This is a genomic window from Halosimplex marinum (assembly GCF_051414075.1).
GTDB lineage: Archaea > Halobacteriota > Halobacteria > Halobacteriales > Haloarculaceae > Halosimplex > Halosimplex marinum.
The window spans coordinates 460,990-475,185 of sequence record NZ_JBLKNY010000003.1 but is presented as its reverse complement, the minus strand read 5'-3'; the positions used below and the strand labels follow the sequence as shown (position 1 = coordinate 475,185).

The window sequence follows — 14,196 nt, the reverse complement described above, 5'->3', positions numbered from 1 at the left end:
AACTCGGCCGCCGGACCGCCCGCTCGCGGGGCGGTGTCGCCGGAGGAGGGTGGATGCCTGACAGTATCCAGTGGGTCGCCGCTCGTGCGGGTGGCTGTGCGCCCGTGGTCGTCCCGGGATCAGTCCGCGCCGTGGCGCGGCGCGTGCCCGCAGTCGCTGCACTCCCAGGACTGGTGTTCGAACGTGATCTCGCCGTCGCAGTCGGGACACCGATACGCCCCGACGGCCGTGTACTGTTGCGTTGCCATTACCGGAGTGCAGATCGTTTTCCGGTTTAAGCGTTCCTATTATTCCGACTTGAGAATATAAGGTCACATGTCGTGAACCGTGTGACCGTCTCGCGGGATATTGTGGATTGTTCACGTATTTCTGGGACTCGGATCCGAGATAATTCCTCGTATGTGTGTTTTGTAATAGGGTGTATTATCATCACACCATGCACCTATATTGTATTCCGGGAAACCTTATGTCAGTGGAGCCGGCCGATCCAGGTATGGCAGCGACAGATACCTGGAGCGACCCCGAGCGGTGTCCGTTCTGCGGCGAGGCGCTCGCGTCACCCGGCGCGGGCTTCGTCGACCACACGGCCGAGCGCCCCGAGTGCGAGGCGAAGTTCGAGACGTGGCGCGACCGCGTCGGTGGCGACCTCCGCGGCGGCTGGAGCGGCTGACCGCCGTCGGTACGGCGGCCGCGGTGAGGGCCTGCCGACCGTCGTCCGTCTGCGGTCGGTAGCGTTTTTGCCGCGCCCCGGCGATGGGCGGGGTATGAACCAGAGCGAGCGCGAGGCGGCCAAGCGCCGCGCCGGCGAGCGCGCGGCCGAAGCGGTCGAGGACGGGGCCGTCGTCGGCCTCGGGAGCGGCAGCACGGCGGCTCACGCCATCCGCGCGCTCGGCCGCGAGGTCGACGCGGGGCTCGATATCGAGGGCGTCCCCACGTCCTTCCAGGCCCGGGAGATCGCCGTCGAGGAAGAGATCCCGCTGACGACCCTCGACGAGGCCGACGTGGACCTGGCGATCGACGGCGCCGACCAGATCGCGGGCGCCGACCTCGTGAAGGGCGGGGGCGGCGCCCACGCCCGCGAGAAGGTCGTCGACGCCGCGGCCGACCGGCTGCTCGTCGTCGTCGACCCCGCGAAGGAGGTCGACGTGCTCGACGACCCGGTGCCCGTCGAGGTACTGCCGGACGCCCGGTCGACCGTCGCCGACGCCGTCCGCCGGCTGGGGGGCCGGCCGGAACTCAGGCGGGCCGACCGCAAGAGCGGCCCCGTCGTCTCGGACAACGGCAACCTGATCCTCGACTGCGAGTTCGGCGCGATGCCCGACCCGGCCGGGCTGGCGGCGGACCTGTCGGCGCTGCCGGGAGTCGTGGAGCACGGACTGTTCGTCGACTTCGCCGACGAGGTCTACGTCGGGACGGAGACTGACGTGACCGTCTTCGAGCCGTGACGCCACTCCCCCGAAAAAATTCGCTGGTTAGGCGACCTTACAGGTCGCGCGGCTGAACCGTCTTCCGGTCGTTAGCCTCGGCGCGTCGCTGCGCCTCGTCGAGCAGCTCCTCGACTTCCTCGTCGAGGGCGTCGTAAAAGTCGCGGGAGACGTTCATGTCTTCGAGCGCTTCCTTGACCGAGTTCTTGACAATGAGGTCTGCCATACAAGTCGCTTGAACAAATGGATGGTTTATAAACTTTCCCAAATATGCGCAGTCTCGCCGGCTTTGTCGGGGGTCTGAGCGTCGCTCCGGCGCGGTCGGCCCCTTCGAACGACGGGGGTTTAAGTATCTTTTGGGGCGGCCGGGGTCGAGGCGGGCGGAAATCGGTCCCTCCGGAGGTGTGGGACCGCTCGCGCGCGCTCAGCCGGGGCCGAGCGCGGGGGTCGCGGGCGCCGGTTCGGAAGGGGACGGTCAAGTGGATCGAACGCCCAGAGGGGGTATGCGCGAACTACTGGAGGCGGTCGCGGCGGGCGAACTCTCGCCGGCCGAGGCCGAGGCGGAGCTGGCGGGCTACGCCACCGGCGAGGCCGGGCGGTTCGACGCGGCCCGGACGACCCGCAGCGGCGTCCCCGAGGCGGTGCTGGCCGACGGGAAGACGCCCGCGGAGGTGGCGGCACTGGCGTCGACGGCCGTCGAGACGACCGGCAGGGCGATCGTGACCCGCGCCGACGAGGCGGTCGCCGAGGCCGTCGAGGACGTGCTGGCGGCCGACCACCCCGAAGCGACCGTCGAGGCGGACGGCCGGTCGGGCGTCGTCGTCGCGACGACGCCCGACTTCGAGCGGCCGGACCTGGACGCCGCCGTCGGGGTCGTGACGGCCGGCACCTCCGACGCCGTCCCGGCGGGGGAGGCCGCCGCCGTCGCCCGCGAGATGGGCGCGACCGTCGAGCGCGTCGACGACGTGGGCGTCGCCTCGCTCGCGCGCGTGGTGGACTCCCTCGAAGTTCTCCGGGAGCAGGACGCCCTCGTCGTCGCCGCCGGCCGCGAGGGCGCGCTCCCGACCGTGCTCGCGGGGCTGGTCGACGTGCCGATCATCGGTCTCCCGGTCTCGACGGGCTACGGCCACGCCGGCGAGGGCGAGGCCGCGCTCTCGGGCATGATCCAGTCGTGTACCGCCCTCTCGGTCGTCAACGTCGACGCGGGGTTCACCGCCGGCGCGCAGGCGGGGCTGATCGCCCGTCGCATCGACGACGCACGGAGCGACGGATGACCGAGAGACGGCCGGTACGGCCCCTTTCACCTGGTTACACGGACGACACCAAACAGCGTTGGTACACTCGTTATATCCGGGGCGGGCCAAGGGACTGGTACCGGTTGACAGCCGGGCCAAACGAATGCCAACGTGTAATCACTGCGGTGCGCACGTCTCCGACCAGTTCGCCCGCGTCTTCGCCGACGAGAGCGGTGCGGTCCACGCCTGTCCGAGCTGCTCGGCGAACGCGGGTATCGCGGAAGTCGCGAGAGAGCGCGCCCCCGAAGCGTAGTCCCCGCACAGCCCGATGACCGACCCGCGGACCGCCGACCCCGACCACTTCGTCTACGTCCTGCGGTGCGCTGACGACACCTTCTACACGGGCTACACCACCGACGTGGAGCGGCGCGTCCGCGAGCACGACGACGGCGCGGGCGCGAAGTACACCCGCGGCCGGACGCCGGTCGAACTCGTCCACGTCGAGGGGTTCGACTCGCAGTCGGCCGCGATGTCCCGCGAGTACGAGATCAAGGAGGGTTCCCGGACCGCCAAGGAAGACATCGTCGCCGAGGGGGGCGTGCCCGAGTCGGTCGACCTGCCCGCGGCCCTGCTGGCCGACGACGCGGGATAAACCGCCTGTCGCACGGGCCCGCCGACTGCTACCGCAAGCTGTGATAGCACGCCACGCACACACCTTTTTCCGGCCGGGAGCGCTCCCTCCGGGCATGACCGCAGACGCCGACGCCATCGAGTTCGGCACCGACGGCTGGCGCGCGACGCTCGACGAGTTCACCGAGCCGCGCGTCCGCATGGTCGGCCAGGCCGTCGCGACGTACCTCCGCGAGGAGGCCGACTCCGGCGGAGCCGACGAGGAGGGAACCGGCACCGTCGCCGTCGGCTACGACGCCCGCGAGACCTCCCGCGGGTTCGCCGAGGAACTCGCCCGCGCGCTCGCCGCGAACGGCTTCGACGTGCTCGTCCCCCCTCGCGACTGCCCGACACCGGTCGTCGCCTGGACCGTCCGCCGGCGCGACCTCGCCGGCGGGCTGATGGTGACCGCCTCGCACAACCCGCCGGAGTACAACGGCGTGAAGTTCCTCCCCGCGGGCGGCGCGCCAGCGCTCCCCGAGGTCACCGACGCGCTCGCCGACCGCCTCGCCGAGCCCGACCCGCTCCCCGAAGCGCAGTGGGGCGGCGTCGAAGAGGCCGACCTCGTCAGTCCCTACACCGACCGCGTGCTCGACGCGGTCGACGCCGACCTGTCGGACCTCTCCGTGGTGTACGACGCGATGCACGGCAGCGGCCGCGGCGTCACCGACCTCCTCCTCGAACGCGCTGGCGCGGACGTGGAGCGGATCCGTTGCGACCGGGACCCCGAGTTCGGCGGCGACTCGCCCGAGCCGACGGCCGCCCACCTCGGCGACCTGGCCGACCGCGTCGCCGAGTCGGACGCCGACCTCGGGGTCGCCAACGACGGCGACGCCGACCGGATCGCCGTCGTCACGCCCGACCGGGGCGTCCTCGACCCGAACCTCTTCTTCGCTGCGACCTACGAGGCGCTGCTCGACGGCGGGTTCTGGTCCGTCGACGACGGGACCGGCGACGACCCGACGGGCGACGTGGTCCGGACGGTCTCGACCAGCAGCATCGTCGACCGCGTCGCCGAGGCGGGCGGCCAGTCCGTCCACGAGACGGCGGTCGGGTTCAAGTGGGTCGCGCAGGCGATGGCCGAGAACGACGCGCTGATGGGCGGCGAGGAGAGCGGCGGGTTCGGCATCACGACCCACGTCCGCAACAAGGACGGCGTCGCGGTGGCCGTCCTCGCCGCGGCCGTCGCCGCCGCCGAACCGTACGACGACCGCGTCGACGGCCTGCTGGAGCGCCACGGCGCCATCGTCCAGGACCGGGTCAGCGTCGACTGCCCCGACGAGCGCAAGGCGCCGGTGCTGGCCGACCTGGAGGACGCGCTGCCCGACGAACTCGCCGGCTCGGCGGTCGAGGACGTGTCGACCGTCGACGGCTTCAAGGTCTTCCTCGCCGACGGCACCTGGCTGCTGATGCGTCCCAGTGGCACGGAACCCAAACTGCGGGTCTACGCCGAGGCGAGTTCACAGGAGCGGGTCGACGAACTGCTCGCGGCCGGTCGCGAACTGGTCGAACCACTGGTCTGAGACGGCGACGCCCCCTCAGCCGCCCTCGTCCGCTATCGCACCGCGCAGTACCCCTCGATAGCGGTCGCGCTCGCCCTCAGCGGCGCCGATCTCGAACCCCAGCGACTCGTAGAACGGTCGCACCTTCGGATCGAACTCGGCGACCAGTCGGTCGTAGCGGTCGGCGGCTGCCGCGACCAGCGCCCGGCCGATCCCCCGGCCGCGGCGGCGCCGCCGGACGGCCACCGCGTCGATCTCGGCGCTGGCCGCCCCCTCACAGTCGACCAGCACGAGCGCACCGAGGACGGTTCCGCCGCCGGCAGACTCTCCGCTCCCGTCCCGGACCGCGACGAACGAGTCGCCGCCCGCGACGCTCGCGCGGACGCGGTCGGCGTCCGTCTCCAGCGCGGCGGCGTCGAGGACGCCGAGCACGCCGGTCAGGTCCTCGGTCGTCGCCGGGCGGACGGTCACGTCGCGGGCCATCGGCGGAGTTCGGGACGCATCGAGTTCACTCCCGGACGCTGTCGAGGCCTTCGAGGACGGTCGTCATCGAGGGGTGGTCCCACGTGGACCGCCCGCGGTAGGTCCAGGCGACCTCCGGTTCGGCGCCGCGGGTGTCGACGATCGCGACCGCGGGCAGGCGGCCGAATACCGGGAGTTCCGCGAACATCGGGAGCCGGACTGGCTGGCCGTAGTCGGCCCCCGCGGTCCCCTCGGGGTCGACCAGCAGCGGGTGCGGGAGGTCGAACCGCTCCTGCCAGTCCTCGGCCCGCTCGCGGTCCCGCGGGAGGACGGAGACCGCGACGGCGTCGCGGGCGCGCAGCGCGGCGAAGCGCTCGCCCGCCTTCTTGGCCTGGGCGCGGCAGTCGTGACACTCGTCGTCGTGGTGAAAGAGGAGGACGACGAACGACTCGGCCCCCGAGAGCGTCGCCAGCGAACAGGGGTCGGGACCGGCCCCGACGTTGGGCAGCTCGAACTCCGGCGCCGGCTGGGTACCGCTCATCACCCCCCGATACTCGCCGCGCCCTCAAGAACACTGCGTAAGCGGCCGACGGCGGGCGACGCCCGCGAGCCGCCGGTCACCCGCCCTTGACGAGCCGCAGGACCTCCACTTCGTCGGCCTCGACGGGGGCGTCCTCGGGGACGGGGCGGCCGTCGACGAGGACCGAAACCTCGTGGGCGCCGTAGGGCAGCGGCTCCAGCAGGTCGGCGTAGGTCGCCCCGTCGTCGACCTCGACTTCGCGGGTGTCCTCGCCGGCGACGGCGACGGTGACGCGCATACCGGTCGATCCGTCCCCGACGGCTTGAGCGTGTCGCCCGACGACCGGCCGATCATCGGGCGCCGAGTCCGTTCAGTCCGCGGGTTCGGCCCCGGTTTCATCAGTGTCGCGGGCGCGGGGGGTCCGTTCGCGGCGGCCGCGGCGGTCGCGGTAGGCGTCGGCGAGGACGGCGACCAGCGCGCCGAACCCGAGCAGGAAGACGACCAGGCGGGTGAGCGCCCCGACCACGGGGACCAACCGCAGGAGTGCGACCGTGACGACGCCGACCACCAGCGCGGCCCAGCGGTTCTCGACGTCGGCCAGCGAGAGCAGCCACGTCCCGAGGACGAACCGGCCGTAGACGGTGCCCAGCCAGGCGAGCAGACCGAACGCGAGCGTGCCGGCGATCGCTAGCGGGATGCCGACGATCGTGACCGCGACGACCCCGATGACGATCGGGACCCCGATCGTCGCCAGCAGGCCGATCCCGCCGGTCCGCAGCGGGTCGCCGGTCGCGCGGTCGGCCACCTCGGCGGCGGTCCCGGGAAACACGAGCAGCAGTATCGCGCCGACGAGCAGCGCGACGAACACGCCGTAGACGGTGAACACGACGCCGGGGATCGTGAAGTCCGGTTCGGTGCCGACCGACAGCCCGTCGTCCTGGGTGACGGTCCCGTCGACGACGGCGCCGTCGGCGCGGACGAGGTCGCCGTCGTAGATCAGATCCCCGTCGATACGGGCGTCCTCGCCGAGTCTGATGCTGTCGGCGCCCAGGCGCGCGTCGCCCTCGACCGTCCCGTCGACCGCGATGCTCCCGGCGCCGGCTTCGAGCGTCCCGCCGATCTGCGCGCCCTCGCCCACGTCGACGGCGCCGCCCGCCGCGGTCACGTCCCCGCCGACGCTGCCGAGGATCTGGACGCTCCCCGCCGTGGCATCCACGTCGCCGGTCACGGCCCCCTCCACGACGACCGACCCGCCGAACGCCTGCAGGTCGCCGTCGACCGTCCCGCGGACGACGACGGTCCCCCCGAACGCCTGCAGGTCCTCGTCGACGGTTTCGCCCGCCCCGACGACGACGGTCCCGCCGGTCCGCGACGCCGCTGCGGCCACGCCGGGTAGCACCGACAGGACGACGACCAGTACGACGAGCCCCGTTGCGATCCGTCTCATGGCCCGCTCTACGACGGACGTGCGGATAAAGATGTCAGCCAGGTAATTGCTGGACGGTTTCGCCCGGTCGCCGGTCGGGGGCCACTCGGTAGGTTTACGGGCGGCGGTCGCCTCCCTCCGGGCATGAGCGAGGCCGACACGGATTCTGGGTCGCGGGCGGGACGGGAGGAGGTCTGGATCGAGAAGTACCGCCCCCAGACCCTCGACGAGATCGTCGGACAGGAGGACATCGTGGAACGCCTCCAGAGCTACGTCGACCGCAACGACCTCTCGCATATGCTGTTCAGCGGGCCGGCCGGTATCGGGAAGACCACCAGTGCGACGGCCATCGCCCGCGAACTGTACGGCGACGACTGGCGGGACAACTTCCTCGAACTCAACGCCTCCGACGAGCGGGGGATCGACGTGGTGCGCGACCGCATCAAGTCGTTCGCGCGGACCTCCTTCGGCGGCTACGAGTACCGGATCATATTTCTCGACGAGGCAGACGCGCTCACCTCAGACGCCCAAGGAGCGCTCCGTCGGACGATGGAGCAGTTCTCGAACAACGTCCGCTTTATCCTCTCGTGTAACTACTCCAGTCAGATCATCGACCCGATCCAGTCCCGGTGTGCGGTCTTTCGCTTCTCGCCGCTGAGCGACGAGGCGGTCGCCGAGGAGATGCGCCACATCGCCGCCGAGGAGGGAATCGAGGTCACCGAGGACGGCCTCGACGCGCTGGTGTACGCGGCCGACGGCGATATGCGCAAGGCGATCAACGCGCTGCAAGCGGCCTCGGTGACCGGCGACGTGGTCGACGAGGAGGCCGTCTACGCGCTGACCTCGACGGCCAAGCCCGAGGAGATCAGGGAGATGGTCGACCGGGCGCTGGAGGGCGACTTCACGGCCGCCCGCTCGACGCTCGACCGGCTGCTGACCGAGGAGGGCATCGCCGGCGGCGACGTGATCGACCAGCTGCACCGCTCGGTCTGGGAGTTCGACCTCGAAGACGAGGCCGCGGTCCGGCTGCTCGACCGCATCGGCGAGACCGAGTACCGGATCACGACCGGCGCCAACGAGCGCATCCAGCTGGAGGCGCTGCTCGCGTCGGTCGCGCTCGAGGACTGACCCGTCCGTTCTCGCCGTCGTTTCCCGCTCCGGACTGTCTCGCGTCGCCGTCGCCACGCGACTACGTCGAGGGGGCCGCGACCGTCCCCTCGACCGGTTCGATCCGGCGCTCGCTGGCGTCGACGTAGTTCATGTCGCCCTTCGTGTAGCTGTCCTCGCAGCCCCACGGGATGATCCCGAGGCCGTCCGGACGAATACGGACGCTCACGACGCGCTCGCCCGCGGCCTCGCCCGAACAGGGGTCGACGACGCCGGTGACCCGGTCGGCGGGCGGCGCGTCGGGGAGCGCCGCGCGCACCTCGTACCCCTGGTCGGGTTCGATCACGTCCTGGAACTCCACCGCGTCGCCCTCGGGGACGCGGTACCAGGCCGCGACGATCGGGTCCGCGTCGCCGGTCCCCTCGCCGGTCCCGGTTTCCCCGTCAGTTCCGGTCTCGCCGGGGGTTTCGGCGTCGACCGACCGCGGCGCGACCCACAGCGCGACGCGGTGGCTCGTGTCGTCCGTGTTCTCGATGTAGATGTGGCCGGTCCCCGGGCCGCGCTGGCGGAGCAGACAGCCGCCGAGCCCGCCCGTCGCTGCGAGTCCGGTCGCAGCCAGTACCTCGCGACGCGAGATGGCGCTCATGGTGGCCGGGCTAGCCGCGCGGCGAGCAAGTGCCTCCGCCCGGGCGCTGCAAGCCCACGGGTCCGAACGCGGTCGGGCGGTCCGCGGGTCAGGCCGACGCCTCGTAGCCGGCGTCCTCCACCGCGGCGACGAGGTCGTCGGCGTCGGCGTCGCCCTCGACGGTCGCCGTCTCGCTCTCGCGGTCGGCCGTCGCGTCGGTGACGCCCTCCACGCCCTCCAGCGCCTCCTCGACGGACTGTTCGCAGCCGCCGCAGCTCATGCCGGTGACGGTGATCCGCTGTCCCATACCCGAACGTTGGAGCGCGACGCCCTTGGACCCCACGGAGGCACACGCCGCGCGGGCGACGGGCCGGGTATCCCCTGCCGCGCGGGCGGCCGGCGGGGCGTCCCCCAGTCGACGGGAGTACAGTTTTGTGGCCGGGCGTGGTACGAATTCCCATGAAGTTCGTCATCGTCGGCTTCGGTCGCGTCGGGATGCGGACCGCCCGCATCCTTCGGAGCGAGGGACACGACCTGGTCATCGTCGACAACGATCCGGTCAAGGTCGAACGCGCCCGCGAGGAGGGGTTCACCGTCGTCGAGGGGGACGGCGCCGAGGAGTCCACTCTGGAGGAGGCCGGCATCGCCGACGCCGACGCCGTCGGCGCGCTGACGGGCGATCTCAACACCAACTTCTCGGCGTGTATGCTCGGCAAACACCACGGCCTGCGGACCGCCCTGCGCATCGACGAGGACTACCGCCAGGAGATCTACGAGAAGTACGCCGAGGACGTCGACGAGATCATCTACCCCGAGCGGCTGGGCGCCGCCGGCGCCAAGACCGCGCTTCTGGGCGGGGACTTCAACGTCCTCGCGGACCTCACGGAGGAACTCTCCGTGGCGACGGTCACCATCCCCGAGGGGTCGCCGCTGATCGGCCGGCGCGTCGTCGACGTCGACCTCCAGGGCGACGCCCACATCTACGCCCACGGCCGGAGCGACGAGCCGATGGAGATCCCGCTGCCCCAGACCGCCATCGAGGCCGGCGACAGCGTGGCGCTGATGGCCGCGCCCGCGGACCTGCCGGACATCCGGGCGTTCCTCCGGGGCGACGAGGCCGCCGCTGCCTGAGCGAGCGGTGCGGCGTCGCGAAAGCGGTGCGGTCGCGTGTCGCGACCGCGGGGCGCCTTGGAGTGGGTCGGGCGCGCGGTGGGGAGGATGGGAATGAGGCCGTCGCTGCGCGCCCGCGTGAGACTGCTCGGTCCACCGTCGTAAAGACCCGTCAGACGGACGGCTGACGCGGACTCGAACTCACGGGTCGGGGTCGACTTCGGAGAGCGCGGCGCGGGCGAGTTTCGCCTCGGCCTTGCGGAGGTGTTCGGCGGCGGTCGCGGTCGCACACCCCAGCTCCTCGGCGACGGCCTCGCAGGTGGCCGACCGCTCGCCGTCGTAGTAGCCGAGGGCGACGGCGGCGGCGACGGCCTCCCGCTGGCGGGCGGAGAGGCGGCCGACGGCGCCGTCGGGCGCGACCCGCGTCCCGCCGACGCGCTCGACGGTCACCGACGTGCCCTCGGGGGCGCCGTCGACGGCCGCCTGCACGTCCGCGTCGGCGCCGACGATGGTGAACGTGCTGCTGCCGTCGTCGTGGCACTCGACCGGCGGGACCGTCAGCAGGCTCCCCCGGGTGAAGTTCTCGAACAGCGCCCGCGCGGCGGGGCCGACCCGCCCGGTCAGGTAGCAGTGACACGCCCGGTCGGCGAGGGGGAACAGCTCGTAGTCGTCGACGGCCTCGTCGCTCGCTAGCGTCGCGGCGAACGCCTCGTAGTCGCCCGCCAGGCGCAGCAGGAACGCCGTCGGCGGGGTCGCGACGTTCCAGTTCTCGATCCGCACCGAGTCCAGCGCGTTTCCTCCCGTCAGCCGCTCGTAGACCGGCGGACGCGCCGCCTCGTGGGGATCGAGCGTGACCCGGACGCGTTTCACGCACGCCGATGGGCGGCCGGCCGACAAAACGATACCGGCGCGGCGCCCCGCCCGGGCCGCCGTCACTCCCAGCCGGTCATCGCGACGACCGACAGCCCGCCGAGGGCGAACCCGGGCACGAGCGCGACCGCGCCGAGTGCGAGCGCGCGAGGGACGCCCAGCGCCGCGAAGACGCCGACGTCGCTCAGCGCGCCGAACTCCGTCTCGGCCAGCACCAGCGCGGGGAGGCCGACCAGCGCACCGAACAGCGCCGCGAGGACGAGCCACGTCCGGACCGGAGCAGTCGCGGACTCCGCCGATCCCGTCGTATCCGTTGCCATCAGTTCGCCCGAGGGGCGCCGCCCGTGTGGGGCTGCTGCGAGAACTGTGAGGGTCGTTTATATCCCCGCCCGCCGCCAGCCGACTCACCGTCCGGGGCGGACCTCGTCGAGCGCGGCGTCGACGAGTTTCGCCTCCGCCCGCCGGAGGTGCTCGCCGGCGGTCTGGGGGGAACAGCCGAGTTCGGCGGCCACGTCGGCGTGGGTCGCCGCTCGCGGCGTCTCGTAGTAGCCCAGCCGGTCCGCCGCCGCGACGGCCTCCCGCTGGCGGTCGGTCAGCGACCCGCCCGTCGATTCGGGGGCGGCCGGCGTCGAGGAGATCTCGTCGATCCGCACGTCGATGTCGTCGTCCCGGCGCTCGAAGGCGGCCTGGAGCGGGGCGGGGTCACCGACGACCGTCGCGTGGACGTCGCCGTCGCGGAACACGACCGGCGTCCGGACGACCAGCCCGCCGGATTCGAGCGCGCTTGCGAGACAGCTAAAGACCGGCACCGTCGACCGATCGACGTGGAGGAGAAGGCGGGCGGGCCCGTCGTTTAGGTCCGCGCTCGAATCGACCACCTCCCAGCGCTCGACGCCGGGGGTCTCGGGCGCGGCGTCGACCAGCGGCGCGGGGTCGCCGTCGACGGCCAGCAGGAGGGTCGCCTCCTCGGCGACGAGGTTCCAATCGATGACGCGGGCGCGGTCGACGGCCGCCGCCGTCGCCAGCCGGTCGAGCAGCGGCGGCGCCCGCGAGCCGTCCACCCCGGCGGTGACGCGGACGTGTTTCACGTCCGAACGGTCCGGCGATGGGGTAATAAATCCCGGTTCTATACCGCCCGGAACGCCCTCCCAGGGGGCGCCACACCACCGGTGTATGCCCGACGAGACAGCGCGACGGATGCATCGGGACGGGAGAGACACAGACACTGCGAACGGCGACCGACCGCTCGCCGTCGACGCCGAGGGACTCGGACTCACGTACGCCGACGGCACCCGGGCCGTCGAGGGGCTGACGCTCTCGGTCCCGCGGGGGGAGTTTTTCGGCTTTCTCGGGGCCAACGGCGCCGGGAAGACGACGACGATCAAGGTGTTCGCGACGCTGCTGGAGCCCACCGCGGGGCGAGTCCGGGTCAACGGGTACGACGTGACCGGCGAGCGCACGCGGGTGCGGGCCTCGGTCGGCTACATGGCCCAGGAGACGAGCGTCGACGAGGAACTCACCGCCCGCGAGAACCTCGCGTTCGCCTGCGACGCCTACGGCGTCCCCCGCGGCGAGCGGGCCGACCGCATCACCGAGCTACTGGACCTGGTCGAGTTAGCCGACGCGGCCGACACGCCGGCGGGGAACTTCTCCGGCGGGATGAAGAAGCGACTGGACGCGGCGACGGCGCTGGTCCACGACCCCGCGCTCGTCTTCCTCGACGAGCCGACGACCGGGCTGGACCCGAAGGCCCGCAACCGCCTGTGGGACTACTTCCGGCGGATCAACGACCGCGGGACGACGGTCTTCCTGACCACGCAGTACCTCGAAGAGGCCGACCGCCTCTGCGACCGACTCGCCGTGCTCCGCGGCGGTCGGGTCGTGGCCGACGGGTCGCCCGCCGACCTCAAACGCCGGGTCGGTGGCGAGCGGCTGGAACTCGAAATCGACGGCGGCCCCGACGCCGTCGAATCGGCCGCGGCGGTCGTCCGCGAGTCGACGACCGAAGTCGTCCGTGAGTCGGTGGCCGGGGCCGTCCGCGAGTCGGCGGGCGTCGACGGCCCGGACGGGGACACGGGGCACCCGGCCCCGGTCGAACCCGGCGTCGGGACGACTGACGACGCCGTTCGCGTTACGGCGCCCGACGCGGGGGAGGTCGGTCCGGACCTGCTGGTCGCGCTCCGCGATGCCGGCCTGTCGGTGACGGGCTTCGCCGTCGAGGAACCGACGCTGGACGACGTGTTCCTCGCCATCGCCGACGAGTCGGCCGACGACCCGTCCGACCGGGAGGCCGGCCGGACGAGCGGGACCGCCCCCGAGTCGGGGGAGCGACCGGAGGCGGACGCGTGAGCGCTCCGGACTCGGCGGCGGATGCGCCGGGGGCTGGCGGGCCGGCACCGGCGACACCGGAGACGGGCAACACGTTCCTCGGGGACGCCTGGGTCAACGCGAAGCGGTGGACGCGCAAGGCGGTCCACAACCCGACCGCGTTCCTGCTGGAGATCGTGGTCGCGACGTTCTCGCTGGTCCTCTTCGCGGCCGTGTTCGGCGACGTGGGGAGCGTCGCGCTGGCGCGAGCGGGCTTTGCCGACGTGGCGTACGTCACCTACCTCCTGCCCGCCGTGCTCATGCAGGCGACGATGGGGTCGGCGTTCTCCTCGGGGATGGGGCTCGTGAGCGACCTGGAGAGCGGGATGTTCGAGAAGACGGTCGTCACGCCGATGTCGTGGACCGCGGTCTTCGCCGGGAAAGCCGCCGCCGAACTCGCCCGGGTCGTCGTCCAGTTGCTCGTCGTCCTCGGGCTCGCCGTCGCGCTGGGGGCCGGGATCGAGACCGGCGCGGCCGGCGTCGCGGGGGTCGTCGCGGTCTGTCTGCTCGTCGGCCTGCTGTTCATGGCGGTCTCGAACGTCGTCGGCCTGCTGGCCCGCGACGACGAGGTCGTCAACGCCGCCTCGATGCTGTTCATGTTCCCCCTCCTCTTCCTCTCGCCGGCGTTCGTCCCGCTGTCCGAGGACATCGAGTTCGTCGCGGCGTTCAATCCCGTCACCTACGGCGTCGACGCGGTCCGGGCACTGGTCCTCGGCCGGGACGTGTCGACGGTGCTGTCGGTCTCGCGGTTCGGCGGCGTCGCCGACACGGTCGTCCCCGCCGTCGCCGTCCTCGCCGCGCTGAACCTCGTCGTCGGCGCCGTGGCCGTCCGGTTGCTCGCGCGGGCCAGCAGCGCCGAGGCGGTCTGAACGGGCGAGC

At 72.2% G+C, this 14,196-nt stretch carries 21 protein-coding genes; 10 read left to right on the top strand and 11 right to left on the bottom strand.

The window, feature by feature from the left end; all coding sequences use genetic code 11:
• Window positions 1-119 precede the first annotated feature (119 nt).
• Window positions 120-248: a hypothetical protein gene (locus ACMGFI_RS03380; RefSeq protein WP_436907345.1), complete on the bottom strand. Its 129-nt coding sequence runs from the start codon at window positions 246-248 to the stop codon at window positions 120-122.
• Between the two features lie 245 nt (window positions 249-493).
• On the opposite strand from ACMGFI_RS03380, the gene ACMGFI_RS03375 reads away from it, so the two are divergent.
• Together ACMGFI_RS03375 and rpiA are read left to right on the top strand one after the other, a co-directional pair.
• Window positions 494-670: a DUF7501 family protein gene (locus tag ACMGFI_RS03375; RefSeq protein ID WP_436907343.1), complete on the top strand. Its 177-nt coding sequence runs from the start codon at window positions 494-496 to the stop codon at window positions 668-670.
• Window positions 671-764: 94 nt separating this feature from the next.
• Window positions 765-1,445: a ribose-5-phosphate isomerase RpiA gene (rpiA, locus tag ACMGFI_RS03370; protein WP_436907342.1), complete on the top strand. Its 681-nt coding sequence runs from the start codon at window positions 765-767 to the stop codon at window positions 1,443-1,445.
• A 37-nt stretch (window positions 1,446-1,482) separates the two neighbouring features.
• Here the strand turns inward: rpiA and ACMGFI_RS03365 are convergent, their stop codons facing one another.
• Entirely contained in the window at window positions 1,483-1,650 is a 168-nt protein-coding gene (locus tag ACMGFI_RS03365; protein ID WP_006883199.1) for a DUF1931 family protein, read from the bottom strand.
• A gap of 277 nt (window positions 1,651-1,927) precedes the next feature.
• On the opposite strand from ACMGFI_RS03365, the gene larB reads away from it, so the two are divergent.
• The 4 genes from larB to ACMGFI_RS03345 all read left to right on the top strand — a co-directional run bounded on the left by larB (window position 1,928) and on the right by ACMGFI_RS03345 (window position 4,851).
• The gene (larB, locus tag ACMGFI_RS03360) at window positions 1,928-2,698 is read left to right on the top strand and encodes a nickel pincer cofactor biosynthesis protein LarB (RefSeq protein ID WP_436907339.1); all 771 of its coding nucleotides are present in this window, start codon (window positions 1,928-1,930) and stop codon (window positions 2,696-2,698) included.
• 124 nt (window positions 2,699-2,822) lie between these two features.
• A complete protein-coding gene (locus tag ACMGFI_RS03355; RefSeq protein WP_436907337.1) occupies window positions 2,823-2,972 on the top strand; it encodes a DUF7563 family protein in 150 nt (49 codons plus the stop codon).
• A gap of 15 nt (window positions 2,973-2,987) precedes the next feature.
• On the top strand, window positions 2,988-3,311 hold the full coding sequence (locus ACMGFI_RS03350) for a GIY-YIG nuclease family protein (protein WP_436907336.1): 324 nt from the start codon (window positions 2,988-2,990) through the stop codon (window positions 3,309-3,311).
• A 94-nt stretch (window positions 3,312-3,405) separates the two neighbouring features.
• Complete coding sequence (locus ACMGFI_RS03345) at window positions 3,406-4,851, top strand: phosphohexomutase domain-containing protein (protein ID WP_436907334.1); 1,446 nt, start codon at window positions 3,406-3,408, stop codon at window positions 4,849-4,851.
• 15 nt (window positions 4,852-4,866) lie between these two features.
• Here the strand turns inward: ACMGFI_RS03345 and ACMGFI_RS03340 are convergent, their stop codons facing one another.
• The 4 genes from ACMGFI_RS03340 to ACMGFI_RS03325 form a co-directional block, all read right to left on the bottom strand.
• Window positions 4,867-5,313, bottom strand: a complete 447-nt coding sequence (locus tag ACMGFI_RS03340) for a GNAT family N-acetyltransferase (RefSeq protein WP_436907333.1) — start codon at window positions 5,311-5,313, stop codon at window positions 4,867-4,869.
• A 25-nt stretch (window positions 5,314-5,338) separates the two neighbouring features.
• Window positions 5,339-5,833 carry a redoxin domain-containing protein gene (locus tag ACMGFI_RS03335; RefSeq protein ID WP_436907331.1) on the bottom strand — a complete coding sequence of 165 codons (495 nt, stop codon included), beginning with the start codon at window positions 5,831-5,833 and terminating at the stop codon, window positions 5,339-5,341.
• Between the two features lie 76 nt (window positions 5,834-5,909).
• On the bottom strand, window positions 5,910-6,110 hold the full coding sequence (samp2, locus tag ACMGFI_RS03330; RefSeq protein WP_436907329.1) for a ubiquitin-like small modifier protein SAMP2: 201 nt from the start codon (window positions 6,108-6,110) through the stop codon (window positions 5,910-5,912).
• Window positions 6,111-6,182: 72 nt separating this feature from the next.
• Window positions 6,183-7,259: a bactofilin family protein gene (locus ACMGFI_RS03325; RefSeq protein WP_436907328.1), complete on the bottom strand. Its 1,077-nt coding sequence runs from the start codon at window positions 7,257-7,259 to the stop codon at window positions 6,183-6,185.
• A gap of 123 nt (window positions 7,260-7,382) precedes the next feature.
• Here ACMGFI_RS03325 and ACMGFI_RS03320 point away from each other — a divergent pair, with 123 nt between their 5' ends.
• Window positions 7,383-8,366, top strand: a complete 984-nt coding sequence (locus ACMGFI_RS03320; RefSeq protein WP_436907326.1) for a replication factor C small subunit — start codon at window positions 7,383-7,385, stop codon at window positions 8,364-8,366.
• Between the two features lie 61 nt (window positions 8,367-8,427).
• On the opposite strand, the gene ACMGFI_RS03315 is transcribed toward ACMGFI_RS03320, so the two are convergent.
• Both ACMGFI_RS03315 and ACMGFI_RS03310 read right to left on the bottom strand, forming a co-directional pair.
• Complete coding sequence (locus ACMGFI_RS03315; protein ID WP_436907325.1) at window positions 8,428-8,991, bottom strand: hypothetical protein; 564 nt, start codon at window positions 8,989-8,991, stop codon at window positions 8,428-8,430.
• 88 nt (window positions 8,992-9,079) lie between these two features.
• Window positions 9,080-9,277 carry a heavy-metal-associated domain-containing protein gene (locus ACMGFI_RS03310; protein WP_436907323.1) on the bottom strand — a complete coding sequence of 66 codons (198 nt, stop codon included), beginning with the start codon at window positions 9,275-9,277 and terminating at the stop codon, window positions 9,080-9,082.
• Window positions 9,278-9,429: 152 nt separating this feature from the next.
• Here ACMGFI_RS03310 and ACMGFI_RS03305 point away from each other — a divergent pair, with 152 nt between their 5' ends.
• Entirely contained in the window at window positions 9,430-10,101 is a 672-nt protein-coding gene (locus ACMGFI_RS03305; RefSeq protein WP_436907322.1) for a potassium channel family protein, read from the top strand.
• Window positions 10,102-10,281: 180 nt separating this feature from the next.
• Here the strand turns inward: ACMGFI_RS03305 and ACMGFI_RS03300 are convergent, their stop codons facing one another.
• The 3 genes from ACMGFI_RS03300 to ACMGFI_RS03290 all read right to left on the bottom strand — a co-directional run bounded on the left by ACMGFI_RS03300 (window position 10,282) and on the right by ACMGFI_RS03290 (window position 12,038).
• Complete coding sequence (locus ACMGFI_RS03300) at window positions 10,282-10,950, bottom strand: helix-turn-helix domain-containing protein (RefSeq protein WP_436907320.1); 669 nt, start codon at window positions 10,948-10,950, stop codon at window positions 10,282-10,284.
• A gap of 62 nt (window positions 10,951-11,012) precedes the next feature.
• Window positions 11,013-11,270, bottom strand: a complete 258-nt coding sequence (locus tag ACMGFI_RS03295) for a hypothetical protein (RefSeq protein ID WP_436907318.1) — start codon at window positions 11,268-11,270, stop codon at window positions 11,013-11,015.
• 84 nt (window positions 11,271-11,354) lie between these two features.
• Window positions 11,355-12,038: a helix-turn-helix domain-containing protein gene (locus tag ACMGFI_RS03290; RefSeq protein ID WP_436907316.1), complete on the bottom strand. Its 684-nt coding sequence runs from the start codon at window positions 12,036-12,038 to the stop codon at window positions 11,355-11,357.
• 85 nt (window positions 12,039-12,123) lie between these two features.
• Here ACMGFI_RS03290 and ACMGFI_RS03285 point away from each other — a divergent pair, with 85 nt between their 5' ends.
• Together ACMGFI_RS03285 and ACMGFI_RS03280 are read left to right on the top strand one after the other, a co-directional pair.
• A complete protein-coding gene (locus ACMGFI_RS03285; protein WP_436907315.1) occupies window positions 12,124-13,299 on the top strand; it encodes an ABC transporter ATP-binding protein in 1,176 nt (391 codons plus the stop codon).
• Window positions 13,296-14,186 carry an ABC transporter permease gene (locus tag ACMGFI_RS03280; RefSeq protein WP_436907314.1) on the top strand — a complete coding sequence of 297 codons (891 nt, stop codon included), beginning with the start codon at window positions 13,296-13,298 and terminating at the stop codon, window positions 14,184-14,186. The genes ACMGFI_RS03285 and ACMGFI_RS03280 overlap by 4 nt, the downstream gene beginning before the upstream one ends.
• Window positions 14,187-14,196 lie beyond the last annotated feature (10 nt).